The sequence below is a fragment of the Amycolatopsis roodepoortensis genome (genome assembly GCF_014873915.1).
Lineage (GTDB): Bacteria > Actinomycetota > Actinomycetes > Mycobacteriales > Pseudonocardiaceae > Amycolatopsis > Amycolatopsis roodepoortensis.
Genome location: NZ_JADBEJ010000005.1, coordinates 1,771,011 through 1,786,846, shown reverse-complemented (window position 1 = coordinate 1,786,846; position 15,836 = coordinate 1,771,011). Strand labels below are relative to the sequence as shown.

Annotated in this window: 13 protein-coding genes; 10 read left to right on the top strand and 3 right to left on the bottom strand. The window is 70.0% G+C overall.

Annotation, left to right across the window (positions count from 1 at the left end; all coding sequences use genetic code 11):
• Window positions 1-159 precede the first annotated feature (159 nt).
• Window positions 160-1,644, top strand: a complete 1,485-nt coding sequence (locus tag H4W30_RS27720) for an amidohydrolase family protein (RefSeq protein WP_225949889.1) — start codon at window positions 160-162, stop codon at window positions 1,642-1,644.
• An 18-nt stretch (window positions 1,645-1,662) separates the two neighbouring features.
• Here H4W30_RS27720 and H4W30_RS27715 read toward each other — a convergent pair whose 3' ends face one another.
• Entirely contained in the window at window positions 1,663-3,105 is a 1,443-nt protein-coding gene (locus tag H4W30_RS27715; protein WP_192745505.1) for an aromatic amino acid ammonia-lyase, read from the bottom strand.
• A 38-nt stretch (window positions 3,106-3,143) separates the two neighbouring features.
• A complete protein-coding gene (locus tag H4W30_RS27710) occupies window positions 3,144-3,614 on the bottom strand; it encodes a group II truncated hemoglobin (RefSeq protein WP_192745504.1) in 471 nt (156 codons plus the stop codon).
• A 104-nt stretch (window positions 3,615-3,718) separates the two neighbouring features.
• Here H4W30_RS27710 and H4W30_RS27705 point away from each other — a divergent pair, with 104 nt between their 5' ends.
• The 9 genes from H4W30_RS27705 to H4W30_RS27665 all read left to right on the top strand — a co-directional run bounded on the left by H4W30_RS27705 (window position 3,719) and on the right by H4W30_RS27665 (window position 13,971).
• Window positions 3,719-4,060, top strand: coding sequence for a winged helix-turn-helix transcriptional regulator (locus H4W30_RS27705; RefSeq protein WP_192745503.1), 342 nt, complete (start codon window positions 3,719-3,721; stop codon window positions 4,058-4,060).
• Window positions 4,061-4,271: 211 nt separating this feature from the next.
• Entirely contained in the window at window positions 4,272-5,492 is a 1,221-nt protein-coding gene (locus H4W30_RS27700) for a glycoside hydrolase family 18 protein (RefSeq protein ID WP_192745502.1), read from the top strand.
• Window positions 5,493-5,588: 96 nt separating this feature from the next.
• Window positions 5,589-6,254: a DUF2461 domain-containing protein gene (locus H4W30_RS27695; protein WP_016332804.1), complete on the top strand. Its 666-nt coding sequence runs from the start codon at window positions 5,589-5,591 to the stop codon at window positions 6,252-6,254.
• A 110-nt stretch (window positions 6,255-6,364) separates the two neighbouring features.
• Window positions 6,365-7,789, top strand: a complete 1,425-nt coding sequence (pyk, locus tag H4W30_RS27690) for a pyruvate kinase (protein ID WP_043848002.1) — start codon at window positions 6,365-6,367, stop codon at window positions 7,787-7,789.
• A 260-nt stretch (window positions 7,790-8,049) separates the two neighbouring features.
• A complete protein-coding gene (locus H4W30_RS27685) occupies window positions 8,050-8,949 on the top strand; it encodes an acyl-CoA thioesterase (protein WP_192745501.1) in 900 nt (299 codons plus the stop codon).
• 450 nt (window positions 8,950-9,399) lie between these two features.
• Window positions 9,400-10,314: a helix-turn-helix domain-containing protein gene (locus tag H4W30_RS27680; RefSeq protein ID WP_192745500.1), complete on the top strand. Its 915-nt coding sequence runs from the start codon at window positions 9,400-9,402 to the stop codon at window positions 10,312-10,314.
• Entirely contained in the window at window positions 10,298-10,507 is a 210-nt protein-coding gene (locus H4W30_RS27675) for a DUF397 domain-containing protein (protein ID WP_125688181.1), read from the top strand. Before H4W30_RS27680 ends, H4W30_RS27675 begins: the two co-directional genes overlap by 17 nt.
• A 161-nt stretch (window positions 10,508-10,668) precedes the next feature.
• Window positions 10,669-10,881, top strand: coding sequence for a hypothetical protein (locus H4W30_RS27670; protein WP_192745499.1), 213 nt, complete (start codon window positions 10,669-10,671; stop codon window positions 10,879-10,881).
• Window positions 10,882-10,944: 63 nt separating this feature from the next.
• Window positions 10,945-13,971: a helix-turn-helix transcriptional regulator gene (locus H4W30_RS27665; RefSeq protein ID WP_192745498.1), complete on the top strand. Its 3,027-nt coding sequence runs from the start codon at window positions 10,945-10,947 to the stop codon at window positions 13,969-13,971.
• Between the two features lie 232 nt (window positions 13,972-14,203).
• Here the strand turns inward: H4W30_RS27665 and H4W30_RS27660 are convergent, their stop codons facing one another.
• Complete coding sequence (locus H4W30_RS27660) at window positions 14,204-15,817, bottom strand: succinic semialdehyde dehydrogenase (protein ID WP_192745497.1); 1,614 nt, start codon at window positions 15,815-15,817, stop codon at window positions 14,204-14,206.
• Between the last annotated feature and the right edge of the window lie 19 nt (window positions 15,818-15,836).

Genomic DNA, 15,836 nt, shown 5'->3' with positions numbered 1-15,836 from the left:
TTTGATGACAAGGCCCCTTACTTTGTGCTGAATCCGGGTAAGGGGCCTTCGTTTTCTTGCGGCCCCGCCGCCGCGGCAAGTTGAATCGGCCATCTGGGGATCCAGGTGAAAGGGACGGCGGTTCTCATGGCGGGTGCGGGATCCAGTAGGCGCGAGTTCTTGAGGTTGCTGGCCGCCGGGGGGACCGGGATGGCGTTCACCGGGCTGCTGCCCGGCACGGCGGGCGCCGACCTCGGCGAGATCGTCGTCATCGCCGACGTCACGCTGATCGACGGCACGGGTGCCGCGCCGCGGCCGGGCGTTTCGGTCGTGCTCGCCGGCGACCGGATCGTCCGGGTGGGCGGCTCCGCCGGGCTGCCGGACATCGTCGGCGCGCGGGTGATCGACGGCCGCGGCAAATACCTCGTCCCGGGTCTGTGGGACATGCACACCCACAGCGCGGACCTCGAAGACATCGTCCCGCCGCTGCACCTGGTCCACGGTGTCACCGGCGTCCGCGAGATGTGGGGGTACGCGGAGAACCGCGAGACGAAGGCCAAGGTCGAACGCGGTGAACTGCTCGGCCCGCGCATGGTGCTGGCGAGCGGGATCGTCGACGGGCCGGTCACGCTGCTGGCGCCACCGGTGCTTCACGTGTCGACAGCGGCCGAAGCGCGAGCCGTCGTCCGCGCGGAGAAGGCCGCGGGCGCCGAATTCGTCAAGATCTACTCCTACCTCGGGCCCGGCGCCGTGCGCGCGCTCGCGGGCGAGGCCCGCGCACAGGGCCTCCGTTTCTCCGGGCACTGGCCGTACAAGCTGTCGCACCTCGAGGTGAGCGACCTCGGCCAGCACAGCCTCGAGCACTACTTCGGGGTGTCCATCCACTGCTCGTCCCGGCGCGACGAGATCCTCGGCAGGCTGGCGGAGACGCCCTACGACCCCGCGACGCCGCGTGCCTTCTTCGACCTGGCGCGGCGGCTGGAGTTCGAGTCGGTCACCACGTACGACCACGGCCGTGCGCAGGCCTACTTCGGCAGGCTGCGGCGCAACGGCACCTGGCATTCCCCGACGCTGACGATCAACCGGGTGGTCACGCAGCCCGCCGAAACCCACCAGCAGGACCCGCGGCTGAAGTACATGCCCGCCGACGTCCGCGAGAGCTGGGCCAAGGGCATCGAACGGTTGGCGCCCAAGACGCCTGAGGACGTCGCCCTGCATGAGCGGTACTACCAGGAGACCCTGCGGCTGGTCGGCCTCGCGCACGAAGCGGGCGTCGGGCTCGTCGGCGGCACCGACTGCCTCAACCCGTACACCTTCCCCGGCAGCGGGCTGCACGAGGAACTCGCCTTCCTGGTCGAGGCCGGTCTTTCCCCGGTGCAGGCGCTGAAGACCGTCACGGGTGACGCGGCGAGGTTCCTCGGCAGGGAAGCGACGTCGGGCACGGTGGCGGTGGGGAAGGAGGCGGATCTCGTGCTGCTGGACGCGAACCCGGCCGCCGACATCCGCAACGTCGCGAAGATCGACACGGTGATCACCCGCGGCCGGGTGCTCGACAGGGCGGAGCGACGGCGGATGCTCGATGCCGTCGAGGTCGCCGCGAACCGGCCGACGGCGGTCACGAGCGCCCGGGTCCACGCCCTCGCCCGGCGGGGTTGCTGCTGCTGACCTCCCGAAACGCGGGAGTCAGATCCGCGCCAGGGTGTCCAAAAGGGACACGGCGCGCGCGATGTCCTCGGTGAGCGGCCGGTCCTCGACGCTGGGGTCGAGCACCGCCGCGGCCGCCTCGTAGGCGTCCCGAGCCGGGAGGGAGACGAGGTCGGCCTTCCGCATCCGCAGCGCCCGGACGGCCGCGACCAGTTCGCACGCCAGCACCTGCTGGTACGCCGAGCCCGCCGCGGTCGCCGCCCGCGCGGCCTGGGTGGAGAAGCTCGCGTGGTCCTCGATCCCGCGTGAGACGACGGCGGTGCCCAGCGTCGCCGGGAGCGCGGCCTGCCGCAGTTCGGTGAGCGCGTCGTGCGCGACGTACTCCAGGATCATCACGCCCGAGCTGCCCGACGGCCCGGCCGCGAGGAACGGCCGCAGCCCGGTGAACTCCGGCTCCACCAGATCGCCCAGCCGGGCCACCGACAGCTCGGCGACCTGGTGGACGGTCGCACGCACCTGGTCGAGCGCGGTCGAGACGTACGCGGTGTGGAAATGCGCGTGGTGGTAGGCGTCCTGGTGCACCGTGGAGATCATCGGGTTCTCGGTGCTGGCGTTGATCTCCACCGCGAGCACGTCGCGCAGGTAGTGGATCGCGTCCAGCGCGGGCCCCTGCACCTGCGGGAAGGCGCGGAGGCCGAACGGGTCCTGGATGCGCCTGCCGGGTTTGGGCGTGCCCTCCATCCCGAGCAGCCGCCGCATCTCCGCCGCGCACGCGACCTGCCCGGCGTGCGGACGCGCCTCGTGGACGGGAGTCGCGTAGGCCTCCGGGTTCCCGTCGAGCGCGATGTACGTGAGCGCCGCGACGACGTGACTCGCCCGCGTCAGGGTGTCGAGCCGCATCGCCGCGAGGGTCGCTTCGGCCAGCGTGGCGGCGTTGCTGCTCATGAACGCGAGCGCGTCACCGGCCCGCACGGGCACCGGAGGCACGCTGCCCGCCAGCCACGGCCGTTCGCCGGTGAGGGCGAGCGCGGTCTCCGCCAGCGGCGCGAGGTCTCCGGTGCCGATCGCGCCCAGCCGGTGCACCAGCGGCAGCGCCCCGGTCCGCACGGCGGTGGCCAGCGCCCCGATCAGTTCGGGGCTCAGCCCCGAACGTCCGGCGAGCAGCTGGTTGAGCCGGATGAGCATCATCGCCCTGGTCTGGCCGGGGGACATGACGTCACCGCTGCCACCGGCGTGACTGCGCAGCAGCCGCAGCCCGTGATCCGGCGATTCCCCCTCGCCGACCGGATCCTCCTTGTTGGCGCCGACGCCGGTGGTGCGGCCGTAGACGATGCGGCGCGTGCTCAGCTCCTCGGCGAGCTTCCACGCGCTTTCCGCGCCACGCAGCGCGGCGATCGAGACGTCGATACCCAGCGGGCCCTCGGTGCTCGCGGCGGTCACGACGTCCGCGCAGCGCAGGGTCCGGCCGTCCACCCGGATCACGGCGGCCTCCTTTCACGACCGCCCCACTATGAACGCCTTCAGTCCGACGGCGGCTGCCAGGGCGGCCGGTTGCCCCAGTCCCATTTCGGCATGGGCTCGGGGACGGTGACCTCGCGGCCCGGTTGCGAGAACATCACCGCGAGCCTGCTGCCCCATTCGACGTACGCGGCGAACGCGGAGCGGAACTCCGGATCGGCGGGCAGCCCGGCCTCGTCGGCGGCGTCGAAGAGCAGGTTCACCCAGCGGCGGCGCTGCTCTTCGGTGATGGCGCGGCCGAGATGCCGCCCGACCATGTGCCGGTGGCCGCCGTGGTCGCGGCTGTAGGTCTCCGGGCCGCCGAACACCTCGGCGAGCCAGACCGCCACGTGTTCGGGATGGCCGGGGTCCATGTCGCGGAAGACCGGTTCGAGCAACGGATCCTTCAGCACGTGGCCGTAGAAGACGGTGGTCAGCCGTCGCAGGGCGGGAAGCCCGCCCGCCCATTCGTACAACGTCGGCGTCTCGGTCACGTAGGGTCCTCCCAGCGGCGCTGATCTTCCGGTCCGGCAAGGCAACCACCCCGGATCGCTCGGGACAACCGCTTACTTTTCGGTGCGTGCCAACGGGAGTGACGATGAAGCGGTACCGCTGCGCGGTCGAGCTCGCGGTCGACGTCATCGGCGGCAAGTGGAAGCCGGTGATCCTCTCGCATCTGAAGGAAGGGGTGCACCGGTACGGCGAACTCCGGCGCCGGATGCCGGGCGTCAGCGAGAAGATGCTGACCCAGCACCTGCGCGAACTGGAGGCGGACGGCCTCGTGCTCCGGGAGAGCCGGGAGGGGCGGGTGCCGCACGTCGAGTACCGGCTCACCGAGGAGGGGGAGCGGTTACGCCCCGCACTCGAGGCGCTCTACGACTGGGGGACCCGGCGCGCGGCGGACCGCGGGATCACGTTCGAGCCGTTACCGATTCACTGACTGCCGTCGTGCCGCTGTGACGGAGCAGCTCGACTGAAGGACTTGGACCAGGCTCCGCGAGGCCTTCGGCATATTCCCCTCTGGGAATGTTCGAAAATGTCCATCCGAAAGTCTTGGTCTGAACCATTGACGGTGTGGTCTAGTCCACTTAGCTTGTGCGTGTCCCGCCGCAGTCCTCTCGTCACCGCTGGTGACCGGGAAGGGAGAACGCATGTCCCGTTTGAACAGGTTCACCGCGATCGCGGGTGCCGCGGCCGTCGCGCTGGGCGCGCTGGCCGTCGCGGCGCCGGCGCAGCAGGCGGCAGCCGAACCGGAAGCTCCGGCGGCCTCGGTCGGCAAGGTACTCGGGTACTTCGCCGAATGGGGCGTCTACCAGCGGAACTACCATGTGAAGAACATCGACACGTCGGGTTCGGCGAGTAAGCTGACGCATATCAACTACTCGTTCGGCAACGTGACGAACGGCGGCTGCGCGATCGGTGACGCGGAGGCGGCGACCAGCAAGTTCTACGACGCCGCGGGCAGTGTGGACGGGGTCGCCGACAGCTGGGACACCGGGGCGCTGCGCGGGAACTTCAACCAGCTGAAGAAGCTCAAGGCCAAGTACCCGAACCTCAAGGTGCTGTGGTCCTTCGGCGGCTGGACCTGGTCCGGCGGCTTCGGCGAGGCGGCGAAGAATCCCGCCAAGTTCGCGGAATCCTGCTACAACCTCGTCAACGACCCGCGCTGGGCCGGTGTCTTCGACGGGATCGACATCGACTGGGAGTACCCGAACGCCTGCGGTCTCTCGTGCGACACCAGCGGACCGGCCGCCATCAAGAACCTCGCGCAGGCGCTGCGGGAGAAGTTCGGCTCGAAGCTGGTCACCGCCGCGATCACCGCGGACGGCACCGACGGCGGAAAGATCGACGCGGCCGACTACGGCGGCGCGTCGCAGTACTTCGACTGGTACAACGTCATGACCTACGACTACTTCGGCGCCTGGGCTGCGCAGGGCCCGACCGCCCCGCACTCGCCGCTGACCGGCTACGACGGCATCCCGACCGCCGGCTTCCGCTCCGACGCCGCGATCCAGAAGCTGAAGAGCAAGGGAGTCCCGGCGAACAAGCTGTTGCTGGGCATCGGTTTCTACGGCCGCGGCTGGACCGGCGTCACCCAGGAGGCCCCGGGCGGCACCGCGACCGGTCCGGCGGCGGGCACCGAGCCGGGCATCCAGGACTACAAGGTCCTGAAGAACACCTGCCCGGCCACCGGCACCGTCGCGGGCACGGCCTACGCGAAATGCGGCAGCGACTGGTGGAGTTACGACACCCCGGCGACGATCGGCGGCAAGGTCACCTACGCCAAGGACCAGGGGCTCGGCGGCGCCTTCTTCTGGGAGCTGTCCGGTGACACCACCGACGGCGAGCTGATCACCGCGCTGGCCAAGTAAGGCTCTCCAAGTACGTGAAGGCCCCCTTCACTGCGCCTAGCGCAGTGAAGGGGGCCTTCACGTACTTCTGTCGGTGGCGGGGATTACGGTCACCGCATGGGTTTCGAGGGTTTCGGCGAGTACGCCATCGACTTCTACGACGGTCTCGAGGCGGACAACTCCAAGTCCTATTGGGACGCGAACCTCGCCACCTACAAGGCGGACGTCCGGGCCCCGATGGAGGCGCTGCTCGCCGAGCTGGTCCCGGAGTTCGGCGACGGCTTCGGCGAGGGCAAGGTGTTCCGCCCGTACCGCGACGTCCGGTTCGCCAAGGACAAGACGCCGTACAAGACCCACTGCGGCGCGGTGATCGAACAGGGGCGCGGCGGCGGCGCGTACTACGTCGAAGTCGGCCCGGCCGGGCTGCGGGTCGGCGGCGGCTGCTTCCACTTCGAGTCCGATCAGCTCGCCCGGTTCCGCAAGGCCGTCGACACCGAACTGCGCGGCGCCGAGCTGGCCAAGATCCTCGCGAAGCTGGAGAAGGCCGGCTGGGAGATCAAGGGGGACAGGCTGAAGTCGAAGCCGCGCGGCTTCGCCGAGGACCATCCCCGCATCGACCTGCTGAAGTACCGCTCCGTGTACGCCGTCCGCGGCTGGGAGCCCGACGACGTCCTGCACGAACGCGGCGCCCTCGACCGGGTGCGGAAGGCGTGGCGGCAGGTCCGCGCGTTCAACGAGTGGGCGCGGGACCGGGTCGGGCCGAGCGAGAAGCCGCGACGATAACCACCGAACCCTGATCGACGGTTGTCCGTCGCCCAGGTCAACTGACACTTTTCTTGAACTTTCGGTATCGGTACAGACGTATCCGGGATGAGGGACTACGCTGTGCGAACGTGAGCCGACGCGCGAAGATCGTTTGTACCCTTGGCCCCGCGACCGCTACGCCGGAGAAGATGCGGCAACTCGTCGACGCCGGGATGGACGTCGCGAGGATGAACTTCAGCCACGGGACGCACAGCGACCACAAGCAGGTCTACGACCTCATCCGCACCGCCGCCGCCGAATCGGGACGCGCGGTGGGTATCCTCGCCGACCTTCAGGGGCCGAAGATCCGTCTCGGCACGTTCGCCGGCGGTCCGGTCGAGTGGCACAACGGCGACATCGTGCGCATCACCGTCGAGGACGTCGCGGGCACGCACGACCGCGTCTCGACCACCTACAAGGGACTCGCCGACGACGCGAAGCCCGGCGACCGTCTCCTCGTGGACGACGGCAAGGTCGGTCTCGTGGTCAAGGAGGTCGACGGCCCGGACGTCGTCTGCGAGGTCACCGAAGGCGGCCCCGTCAGCAACAACAAGGGCGTCTCCCTGCCGGGTATGGACGTCTCCGTGCCGGCGCTGTCCGAAAAGGACATCGAAGACCTCGAGTTCGCGCTCGAACTCGGCGTGGACTTCATCGCGCTCTCGTTCGTCCGCTCGCCCGCCGACATCGACCTGGTCCACCAGGTGATGGACCGCGTCGGCAAGGGACGCCTCCCGGTCGTCGCGAAGATCGAGAAGCCCGAAGCGGTGTACAACCTCGAAGCCATCGTGCTGGCCTTCGACGCGGTGATGATCGCCCGCGGTGACCTCGGCGTGGAACTCCCGCTGGAGCAGGTCCCGCTGGTGCAGAAGCGCACCATCCAGATCGCCCGCGAGAACGCGAAGCCGGTCATCGTCGCGACGCAGATGCTCGAGTCGATGATCAACAGCTCCCGCCCGACCCGCGCCGAGGCCTCGGACGTCGCGAACGCGGTGCTCGACGGCGCGGACGCGCTCATGCTCTCGGGTGAGACCAGCGTCGGCCGCTACGCCATCGACGTGGTCAAGACCATGGGCCGGATCATCGAAGCCGTCGAGACGGACTCGCCCGTCGTGCCGCCGCTGTCGCACGTCCCGCGCACCAAGCGCGGTGTCATCTCCTACGCGGCGCGGGACATCGGCGAGCGGCTGAACGCCAAGGCGCTGGTCGCCTTCACGCAGTCCGGTGACACCGTCCGCCGCCTCGCGCGGCTGCACACGCGGCTGCCGCTGCTGGCGTTCACGCCGGAGGAGAGCGTCCGCAGCCAGCTCGCGATGACCTGGGGCACCACCACGCGGATCGTGCCGAAGGTGGGCTCCACCGACCAGATGATCCAGCAGGTCGACCACGCGATGCTCGAAATGGGCAAGTACGCCAAGGGTGACCTGGTGGTCATCGTGGCCGGTTCCCCGCCCGGGACCGTCGGCTCGACCAACCTCATCCGGGTGCACCGCCTCGGCGAGGACGACCACGCCTGACGCCGGTCTCGGCGAAGGTCCGTGAAGGCCTCCTTCCCTACCGTCGGAGTAGGGAAGGAGGCCTTCACTACGTCTCGGCCCGGTGGTCGTGAGCGGGTTCGCGTGTCGTCCGTTGGATCACGCGTGTCGTCCATCCAGTCACGCGAGATCGCCACTCTTGGCTCACCCGGTACCGTCCCAGGTGTCCCGAAGGTGGCCTTCGCGACAAACGTCCCGCCTCACGGAGGCTCCAAGCACCCGCACGGCCTAAAGTCCATGACATGACTGAGATGGCCAGGGAAGCCGCGGCCGGGTTCGACAACGCCGGCGGGACGGGCGGACAGCCCGTGCTTGACCGGCTGGTCGCGCTGCTGGACTTGGAGAAGATCGAGGAGAACATCTTCCGCGGCGTCTCGCCCGCGCATTCGCCGGTGCGGGTGTTCGGCGGGCAGGTCGCGGGGCAGGCGCTGGTCGCCGCCGGCCGCACGGTCCCCGAGGAGCGGAAGGTCCACTCGCTGCACGCGTACTTCATCCGCGGCGGCGACCCGAGCGTCCCGATCGTCTACGAGGTCGACCGCATCCGTGACGGCCGCTCGTTCACCACCCGCCGCGTCGTGGGCATCCAGCACGGCAAGGCGATCTTCTCCCTGTCCGCCTCGTTCCAGAAGGACGAAGGCGGCATCGAGCACTCCGAGGCCATGCCGGACGTCCCCGATCCCGAGTCGCTCCCGACGCTGCAGGAGCGGGCCGAGGGGTACTTCATGGGCCATCTCGACCGGCCGCGCCCGATCGACCTGCGCTATGTCAACGATCCGCCGTGGGTGACCAGGAAGTCCGGCGACCGGCCCGCCAGGAACCAGGTCTGGATGCGGGCCGACGGCAAGCTCCCGGATCAGCAGCTGCTGCACGTCTGCGTGCTGACCTACGCCTCCGACATGACGCTTCTGGACTCGGTCCTCGCGCGGCACGGCGTCTACTGGGATCTCGACAAGGTGCTCGGCGCGAGCCTCGACCACGCGCTCTGGTTCCACCGCCCGTTCCGGGCCGACGAGTGGTTCCTCTACGACAGCGCGTCGCCGACCGCGTCGGGTGCCCGGGGGCTGGCGACCGGCCGGTTCTTCGCCGCGGACGGAACGCATATCGCCACCGTCGTGCAGGAAGGTCTGCTCCGAGTCGTGTGACGTTCCGCAGCGGAGTTCTCTTCTCGTCCACCCTTTAGAGGGAATGACGAAACGCTTTAACATCTGGAGCCAGAGCATTACGGGAATGCGGGCATAAAGGGAGGGCCGGAACCGATCGGGGGACGGCTCCGGCCCTGCACCGGGGGTGAATCCGGCTTCGACGGGTATCCTTCCGAAAGCCCATCGGTGCAGCTCGCGGCCCCGCGCCCGTGCCGCGAGCGGATCCGCTGCCGCCGGTGAAGGCGGGCGTACCGCGTTGCACAATGCTCAACCTACAACGGCAATCTGCAAATTGCAGGATGAAAATCGACGCGTGGGTGAAAATGGTCGTGTGACCACCTCACCGAATGTGTCTCGGGCTGGTTAGATGTGCTTCGTGCGGGGTTCCTGAACACTGTTCTCCGCGATGTCGCGATCGTTGGTGCTCGGACAGCTTGTGGAGGTGCCGTGATGACGAGGGGTCAGGGACCCACCGTGCGCCGCCGGCGGCTGGCGAGCGAGCTGAGGCGGTTGCGCGAGGCGGCCGACCTCACCATCGACGAGGTGAGCGAGAAGCTCGAATGCTCGGCGTCGAAGGTCAGCCGTATCGAGACGGGGCACGTCGGCGTCACCCCACGCGACGCGCGCGACATGCTCGAGCTGTACGGCATCGCGGGGGACGAGCAGGAGGCGCTCGTCCAGCTGGCGAGGGAAGCCCGCAAACGCGGCTGGTGGCACGCGTATAACGAGGTGTTCACCGGCACCTTCGTCGGGCTGGAGGCGGACGCGAGTTCGCTGCGGGCGTTCCAGGCGCTGCTGGTGCCGGGCCTGCTGCAGACCGAGCGCTACGCCAAGGCCGTGATCAGGGCGATGCGGCCCGACGCGGAGGACGCCGAGATCAGGCGCCGGGTGGCGGCGAGGATGGCGCGGCAGGAACTGCTGACCGATCCCTCGCCCCCGGAGTACTGGGCCGTCATCGACGAAGCGGTCCTGCACCGCGTGGTCGACGGGCCCGAGGTCATGGCGGAACAGCTGTACCGGATGGTCACGATGGCGGGGAGGGCGAACGTGACCGTCCAGATCGTGCCGTTCGGCGCGGGCGCCCATCCCGGGATGGAGGGTCCGTTCCTCATCATGGGCTTCCCCGAACTGGCCGACACCGACGTGGTCTACGTCGACAGCACCTCCAGCGGGCTCTACCTGGAGGAACCCCCGGACGTCCGGCGATACGCGTTGATGTTCGACCATCTGCGTGCCGCCGCGTTGAAGCCGGACGACTCGGTCGAGGTGATCGCCGAGGCCGCCGGGAGGTTCGCCGAACAGGCGGCCCTTCCGGAAAGTCACTGGAAACAAGTAAGGAGTGGGGAGCATGACGCCCAACGATGACCTTTCCCAGGCCCGGTGGTTCAAGAGCAGCCACAGCGGTGGCGGCAACGACTGCGTCGAGGTCGCCTTCACCGGTTCCGGTGCCGCGCTGAGGGACTCCAAGGACCCTGAGGGAGGTGCCTTCCGCCTCTCCCCGCAGGCATGGCGGGGGCTGCTCGGCGCTGTGCGCGCGAGTGGCCCGGATCACGGCTAGAGACCATTGAACTCGACCCCTTACGCCCCCCGAGCAGGGGATGGGCCGGCGTAAGGGGTCGAATCACGTCCGGGTGTAGGTGATCACCCGATGCCTCAGGGCACCCCTCAGGACGAATCTCGTCACTACCAACAAGGCAGTGAGTTCCTAAGGGGAAAAGAATGAACACGAACGACGCTCTGCTCACCGGCGTACTGGCCGAGGTCGAGTATCGCCGCGAAGAGCTGCAGCGAGCGGGCCGCAGCGTATGGGTCGACCGGGCCCGCCGGGCGGGCAAGCGGATGCGCGCGCAGCGCAACGAAGTCCATGTGCCCGCCCAGGAGCGCCGAGAGGTCCGGCAGGCGCCCGCCCGCAGCGGCGACGTCACCCGGTAGAGGTCGAGTGCGATGAAGCTCTCGGCGAAAACACAGGCGAAGTTGTCGGCCCGGTAGGCAAGAATGCACCTCGTGCCCCGTCTTGGCTCCGGAATCCCGATCGTCGCCCGCACTCAGGAGATGCGGCAGCTCCGCGCCGCCTTCGCCCGTGCAGAACGGGGCGAGGCCGGCGCGGTGCTGCTCTCCGGTGACGCCGGCGTCGGCAAGACCCGCCTCCTGACCGCGCTCGGCGAGTACGCCGCCGGCACCGGCGCCCTGGTGCTCACCGGGCGCTGTATCGACGTCCATGAGGGCGGTCTTCCTTATCTTCCGTTCGCCGAGGCGCTGGCGCCGCTGGCGACGACGTCCGATCCCGCGGTCACCGCCGCGCTCCGGGCCCGGCCGGCGCTGGGCAGGCTGCTCCCGCAGATGCAGCAGGCGGAGGACTACCCCGCCATCGAAGACGGTCAGCTCACCGCGAGCGAACGCGTGTCGACGCAACGCCTCGGGCCCGAACGGGACCTCGGCCAGCTCCAGCTGTTCGACGCGGTACTGGGGGTGCTGACCGTCATCGCGCAGCGCCGGCCCGTGGTGATCCTCCTGGAGGATCTGCACTGGGCCGACGGCTCCACCCGGAACCTCCTGTCCTTCCTCCTGACCAGGCTGCGCACCCAGCGGCTGCTGGTGGTGGCGAGCTATCGCGAGGAGGACGTCCACCGGCGGCATCCGCTCCGGGCGGTGCTGTCCGAGGTGGTGCGGCTCGGCGCCGTCGAACGCGTCGAGGTCAAGCCGTTCGGCGCCGAGGACGCGCGCGCCTTCGTCGAAGCGCTGGCCGACGAGCCGATCGGCCAGGACCTGATCGCCGACATCGTCGCCCGGTCCGAGGGCAATCCGTTCTTCGTCGAGGAGCTGCTCGCGTCCGCGAAGGACTGCCGCGAGCTCCCCGCCGGGCTGGCCGAAGTGCTGCTCGCCAGGGTGGAGCAGCTCTCCCAGATCACGCGCCGGGTGCTGCGCGTGGTCTCGGTCGCGAAGGACGCGGTCGCGCACGCCGCGCTCGCCGAGATCTCCGGGCTGGACGAGCTCGAACTCGACGAGGCGCTGCGCGAGGCCGTGCAGCATCACGTGCTGGTGATCGAGAACGGTTTCTACACCTTCCGCCACGCGCTGCTGCAGGAAGCGGTGTACGGAGACCTGCTGCCCGGCGAGCGGGTGCGCATGCACGCGGCGTACGCGGCCCGCATCCGCGACCGGGGCCAGGGCCGCGGCCAGGACGCGCGGCTCGCGCACCACAGCCTGGAGAGCAAGGACTTCGTCACCGCGCTGGCCGCGTTGCTGCGCGCGATGGACGAGGCCGAGAAGCTGGGCGCGCCCGGTTCCGCGCTGCGGCACGTCGAGCAGGCACTGTCCATTTGGGACGCCGTACCCGCGGCGGACCGGCCGCCGGACGTCGACGAGCTCCGCCTCCTGCACGAGGCGTCGTATTTCGCGAGCACGTCGGGGGAGCCGGAGCGCGCGGTGGCCTACTCGCGGTCCGCGACCGAGGCGCTCGGCCCGGACATCGGCAACGAGCGGGCCGCCAAGGTCTGGCGGCGGCACGCGGAAGCACTGCTTTCGGTCGACGGCACGATCGACGAGGTCGTCGAGGCGATCGACAAGGCCTGGAAGCTGGTCGAGCACACCGAGGCGAGTGCCGCGCGGGCCTGGGTGCTCGCCACCCGCGCCGGGATCCTGCGGCTGATCGACCGGCACGACGAGGCGCTGCAGTGCGCGCTGGCCGCGGTCGCCGACGCCAGGGCCGTCGGCGCGGGCGGGGCGGAGGCGGCGGCGCTGGTCTCGCTCGGGACGCTGGCCGATTCGGCGGGCGACGTCGAGGAGGCGCGGGAGCGGCTGCGCGAGGCCGAGCGGAAGGCCAGGGATTCCGGCGCGCTCAACGGCGAGCTACGGGCTCTGCACTTCCTCGGGCTGAGCTACGACGACCGGGCCGAGATCCATTCCGCGCTGAAGTACTACGCCAAGGGCATCAAGCGGGCCAAGGAGACCGGGCTGACCTGGAGCTCGTTCGGGATCGAGCTGCGGACCAAGCACCTCACGCTGCGGTACGTCAGCGGCGATTGGCCGGAAGACGACGACGCCGGCCGCGCGGGCCGCGGTGTTTCGAGCGTCGTCGCCGGGCGGTTCCTGAGCATCTGGGCGCAGTTCGTCGTCGGCAGGGGCCGGTTCGCGGACGCGGACAAGATCCTGCCGAGCCTGCGGCAGCACTGGAGCGCGGACTACTCGATCGCGCTCGCGTCGGCCGACGCCGCGATCCAGCTCGCGTCGTGGCGAAGGGACCACGCGGGCGCGGTGCGGCAGGCGCACGAGCTGATCGACTGGCTCGAAGAGCTCGAACCCGCAGTGCTCGGCGGGATCCGGATCAGCGTGCACGGTCTCACGGCGGCCGTCGCGCAGGCGGCCGAAGCACGGGTACGCGGTGATCTGGCCACGGCCGAGGCAGCGGTGGAGTCGGGCGAGAAGTTCCTCGCCCACGGCCGCCACTGCGCCGAACACGGCATCCCGCGTTCGGTGACTCTGGGGCCGGAAGCGCTGGCGTGGCTCGCCCGGCTGGAGGCGCTCGGCAGCTGCCTGCGTGGCGCGGGGGATCCGGCGCTGTGGGCGAAGGCGGTCGAGGCGTTCGGGTACGGCGCGGTGTACGAGCAGGCCATGTGCCGTCTGCAGCACGCGAAGTCCCTGCTGGCTTCGGACGGCGACACCGCGCTCGCCACGTCGGAGCTGCTGGCCGCGCACGCGGTGGCCGATCGGCTGGGCGCCTGTCCGCTGCGCGAAGCCGTCCGGGAGCTCAGCCACCGGGCGCGTGTCGAGCTGCCCGGGGAGGCCGTGGCGCCGCGTCGTGACGTCGTCGATCCGCTCACCGATCGGGAACGCGACGTGCTGGAGCGCGTCGCGCTCGGCCGGACCAACCGGCAGGTCGGCGAAGAGCTGTACATCAGCGAGAAGACGGTGAGCGTCCATCTTTCGCGCGTGATGGCGAAACTCGGCGCGAGCCGCCGGGCCGAGGCCGTCGCGATCGCCTACGACCGGGGCCTGCTGGCCGCGCCCACCTCGTCCTCCTAGCGCGTTTCGTCCTCTGAATGTGGCGGCATGGGACTTACGCGACCGCCCTCCGTGGCCCCGGCAACATCACCAGCCCCACAAGTCACAGCGGCGGCGCGTGAAGGACCCCTTCCCTCGGCTCAGCCGAGGAAACTCGACCTTCACACCTTCCCCAAGTACATGAAGGCCCCCTTCCTTGCGCCAGGCGCAAGGAAGGGGGCCTTCATGTACTGCGGCGGCGGTGGCGAGGCGGTCAGCGGCGCGGGAGGCGGCGGAGCGCCTTGAGACCGGCGCTCAGGCCTCGTGCCCAGAGCCTCGGCGGGATTCCGCGGCCGGGGCGCAGCGGCATCCCGCGTTGTACCGCGATCGCCTGGGCCTCGGTGTACTTGAGCAGGCCTTCGGCGCCGTTGCGCCGTCCGACGCCGGACTCCTTCATCCCGCCCATGGGCAGCCCCACGGTCCCGAAGGTCGCCGCGAAGCCCTCGTTGACGTTGACGGTCCCGGCCTTCAGCCGCGCCGCGACCTCCCAGCCCGCCCGGCCGTTGCGCGACCACACGCTCGCGTTCAGCCCGAACTGCGTGTCGTTGGCGCGCTCGATCGCGTCGGTGACGTCGGTGTAGCCGTAGATCGACACGACCGGCCCGAAGGTCTCCTCGGCGAACAGCTTGACGTCCTCGGTGACGTCGGTGAGCACGGTCGGCTCGTAGAACAGCGGGCCGAGGTCGGGCCGGGCCTTACCGCCGGTGAGCACCTTCGCGCCCTTGGACCGGGCGTCCTCGACGTGCGCCGACACCGTCTCCAGCTGGGCCTCGGAGGTCAAAGATCCCATCTGCGCCTGGTAATCCAGCGCGCCGCCGAGCCGCAGTGCCGCTGTCTTGGCGACGAACGCGCGAGTGAACTCCTCGCGGATCGACTCGTGGACGTAGATGCGCTCGACCGAGACGCACAGCTGCCCGGCGGAGGAGAAGCACGCGGTCACCGCGCCGGTCGCGGTCTTGGCGATGTCCGCGTCGGGCAGCACGATCATCGGGTTCTTGCCGCCGAGTTCGAGCGAGTAGCTCGTCAGCCGCTCCGCCACCTTCGCGGCGAGACCCTTGCCCGTGGGCGTGGATCCGGTGAAGCAGAGATAGTCCGACTCCTCGACCAGCGCGTCGCCGATCTGCGAGCCGCGGCCGAGCACGATCTGCCAGATACCGGCGGGCAGCCCGGCTTCCTCGGCGAGTTCTTGCAGCCACAGCGCCGAAAGCGCGGTCTGGTTGTCCGGCTTCTGCACGACGGCGTTGCCCGCCGCGAGCGCGGGGAGGACGTCCATCGCGGTCAGCGCGAGCGGGTAGTTCCACGGCGAGATGATCCCGACGACACCCTTGGGGTGCCGGATCTCGCCGACCTTCGTCAGCACCGGGATCAGCCCGGCGGCGCGACGCGGGGAGAGGATCTTCGCGCTGTGCTTGCCGTAGTAGGCGGCGACGAGGGCGGTGGCGCTGACCTCGTCGAAGGCGTCCATCCGCGCCTTGCCCGCCTCGATCTGCACGAGGTCGAGCGCCTCTTCCTGCCGCTTCAGCACCAGGTCGTGCAGGCGGATCAGGATGCGCTGGCGGTCTTCGACCGGCCGCTCGGCCCACGCGCGCTGCGCTTCACGCGCCTGGTCGAACACGGCGCGAACGTCGGCGTCGGTGGCCTGGGGCAGCGTCGCGATCGGCTGCCCGGTGAAGGGCGCGCGCATCTGGACCGGCGCGGAATCCGCCCCGCCCACGACCCGGCGCACTAGCCGTTCCGCCCTGGCCGTGGCCGGGGCGCCGGGGACGTCGCCGATGGTGGCCGGTCCTTCGGTGTGGTGGCCCGCGCTCGCCGGTGTCGTGCTCGTCATGCCGTCTCCGTTCCATGCC

Excerpts from the sequence above, each read along its gene's own strand:
- H4W30_RS27675 (WP_125688181.1), top strand. The coding sequence starts at position 10,298 with ATGACGCCCAACGATGACCTTTCCCAGGCCCGGTGGTTCAAGAGCAGC.
- H4W30_RS27660 (WP_192745497.1), bottom strand. The coding sequence starts at position 15,817 with ATGACGAGCACGACACCGGCGAGCGCGGGCCACCACACCGAAGGACCG.
- H4W30_RS27700 (WP_192745502.1), top strand. The coding sequence starts at position 4,272 with ATGTCCCGTTTGAACAGGTTCACCGCGATCGCGGGTGCCGCGGCCGTC.
- H4W30_RS27695 (WP_016332804.1), top strand. The coding sequence starts at position 5,589 with ATGGGTTTCGAGGGTTTCGGCGAGTACGCCATCGACTTCTACGACGGT.
- H4W30_RS27685 (WP_192745501.1), top strand. The coding sequence starts at position 8,050 with ATGACTGAGATGGCCAGGGAAGCCGCGGCCGGGTTCGACAACGCCGGC.
- H4W30_RS27705 (WP_192745503.1), top strand. The coding sequence starts at position 3,719 with ATGAAGCGGTACCGCTGCGCGGTCGAGCTCGCGGTCGACGTCATCGGC.
- H4W30_RS27680 (WP_192745500.1), top strand. The coding sequence starts at position 9,400 with ATGACGAGGGGTCAGGGACCCACCGTGCGCCGCCGGCGGCTGGCGAGC.
- H4W30_RS27670 (WP_192745499.1), top strand. The coding sequence starts at position 10,669 with ATGAACACGAACGACGCTCTGCTCACCGGCGTACTGGCCGAGGTCGAG.
- H4W30_RS27665 (WP_192745498.1), top strand. The coding sequence starts at position 10,945 with ATGCACCTCGTGCCCCGTCTTGGCTCCGGAATCCCGATCGTCGCCCGC.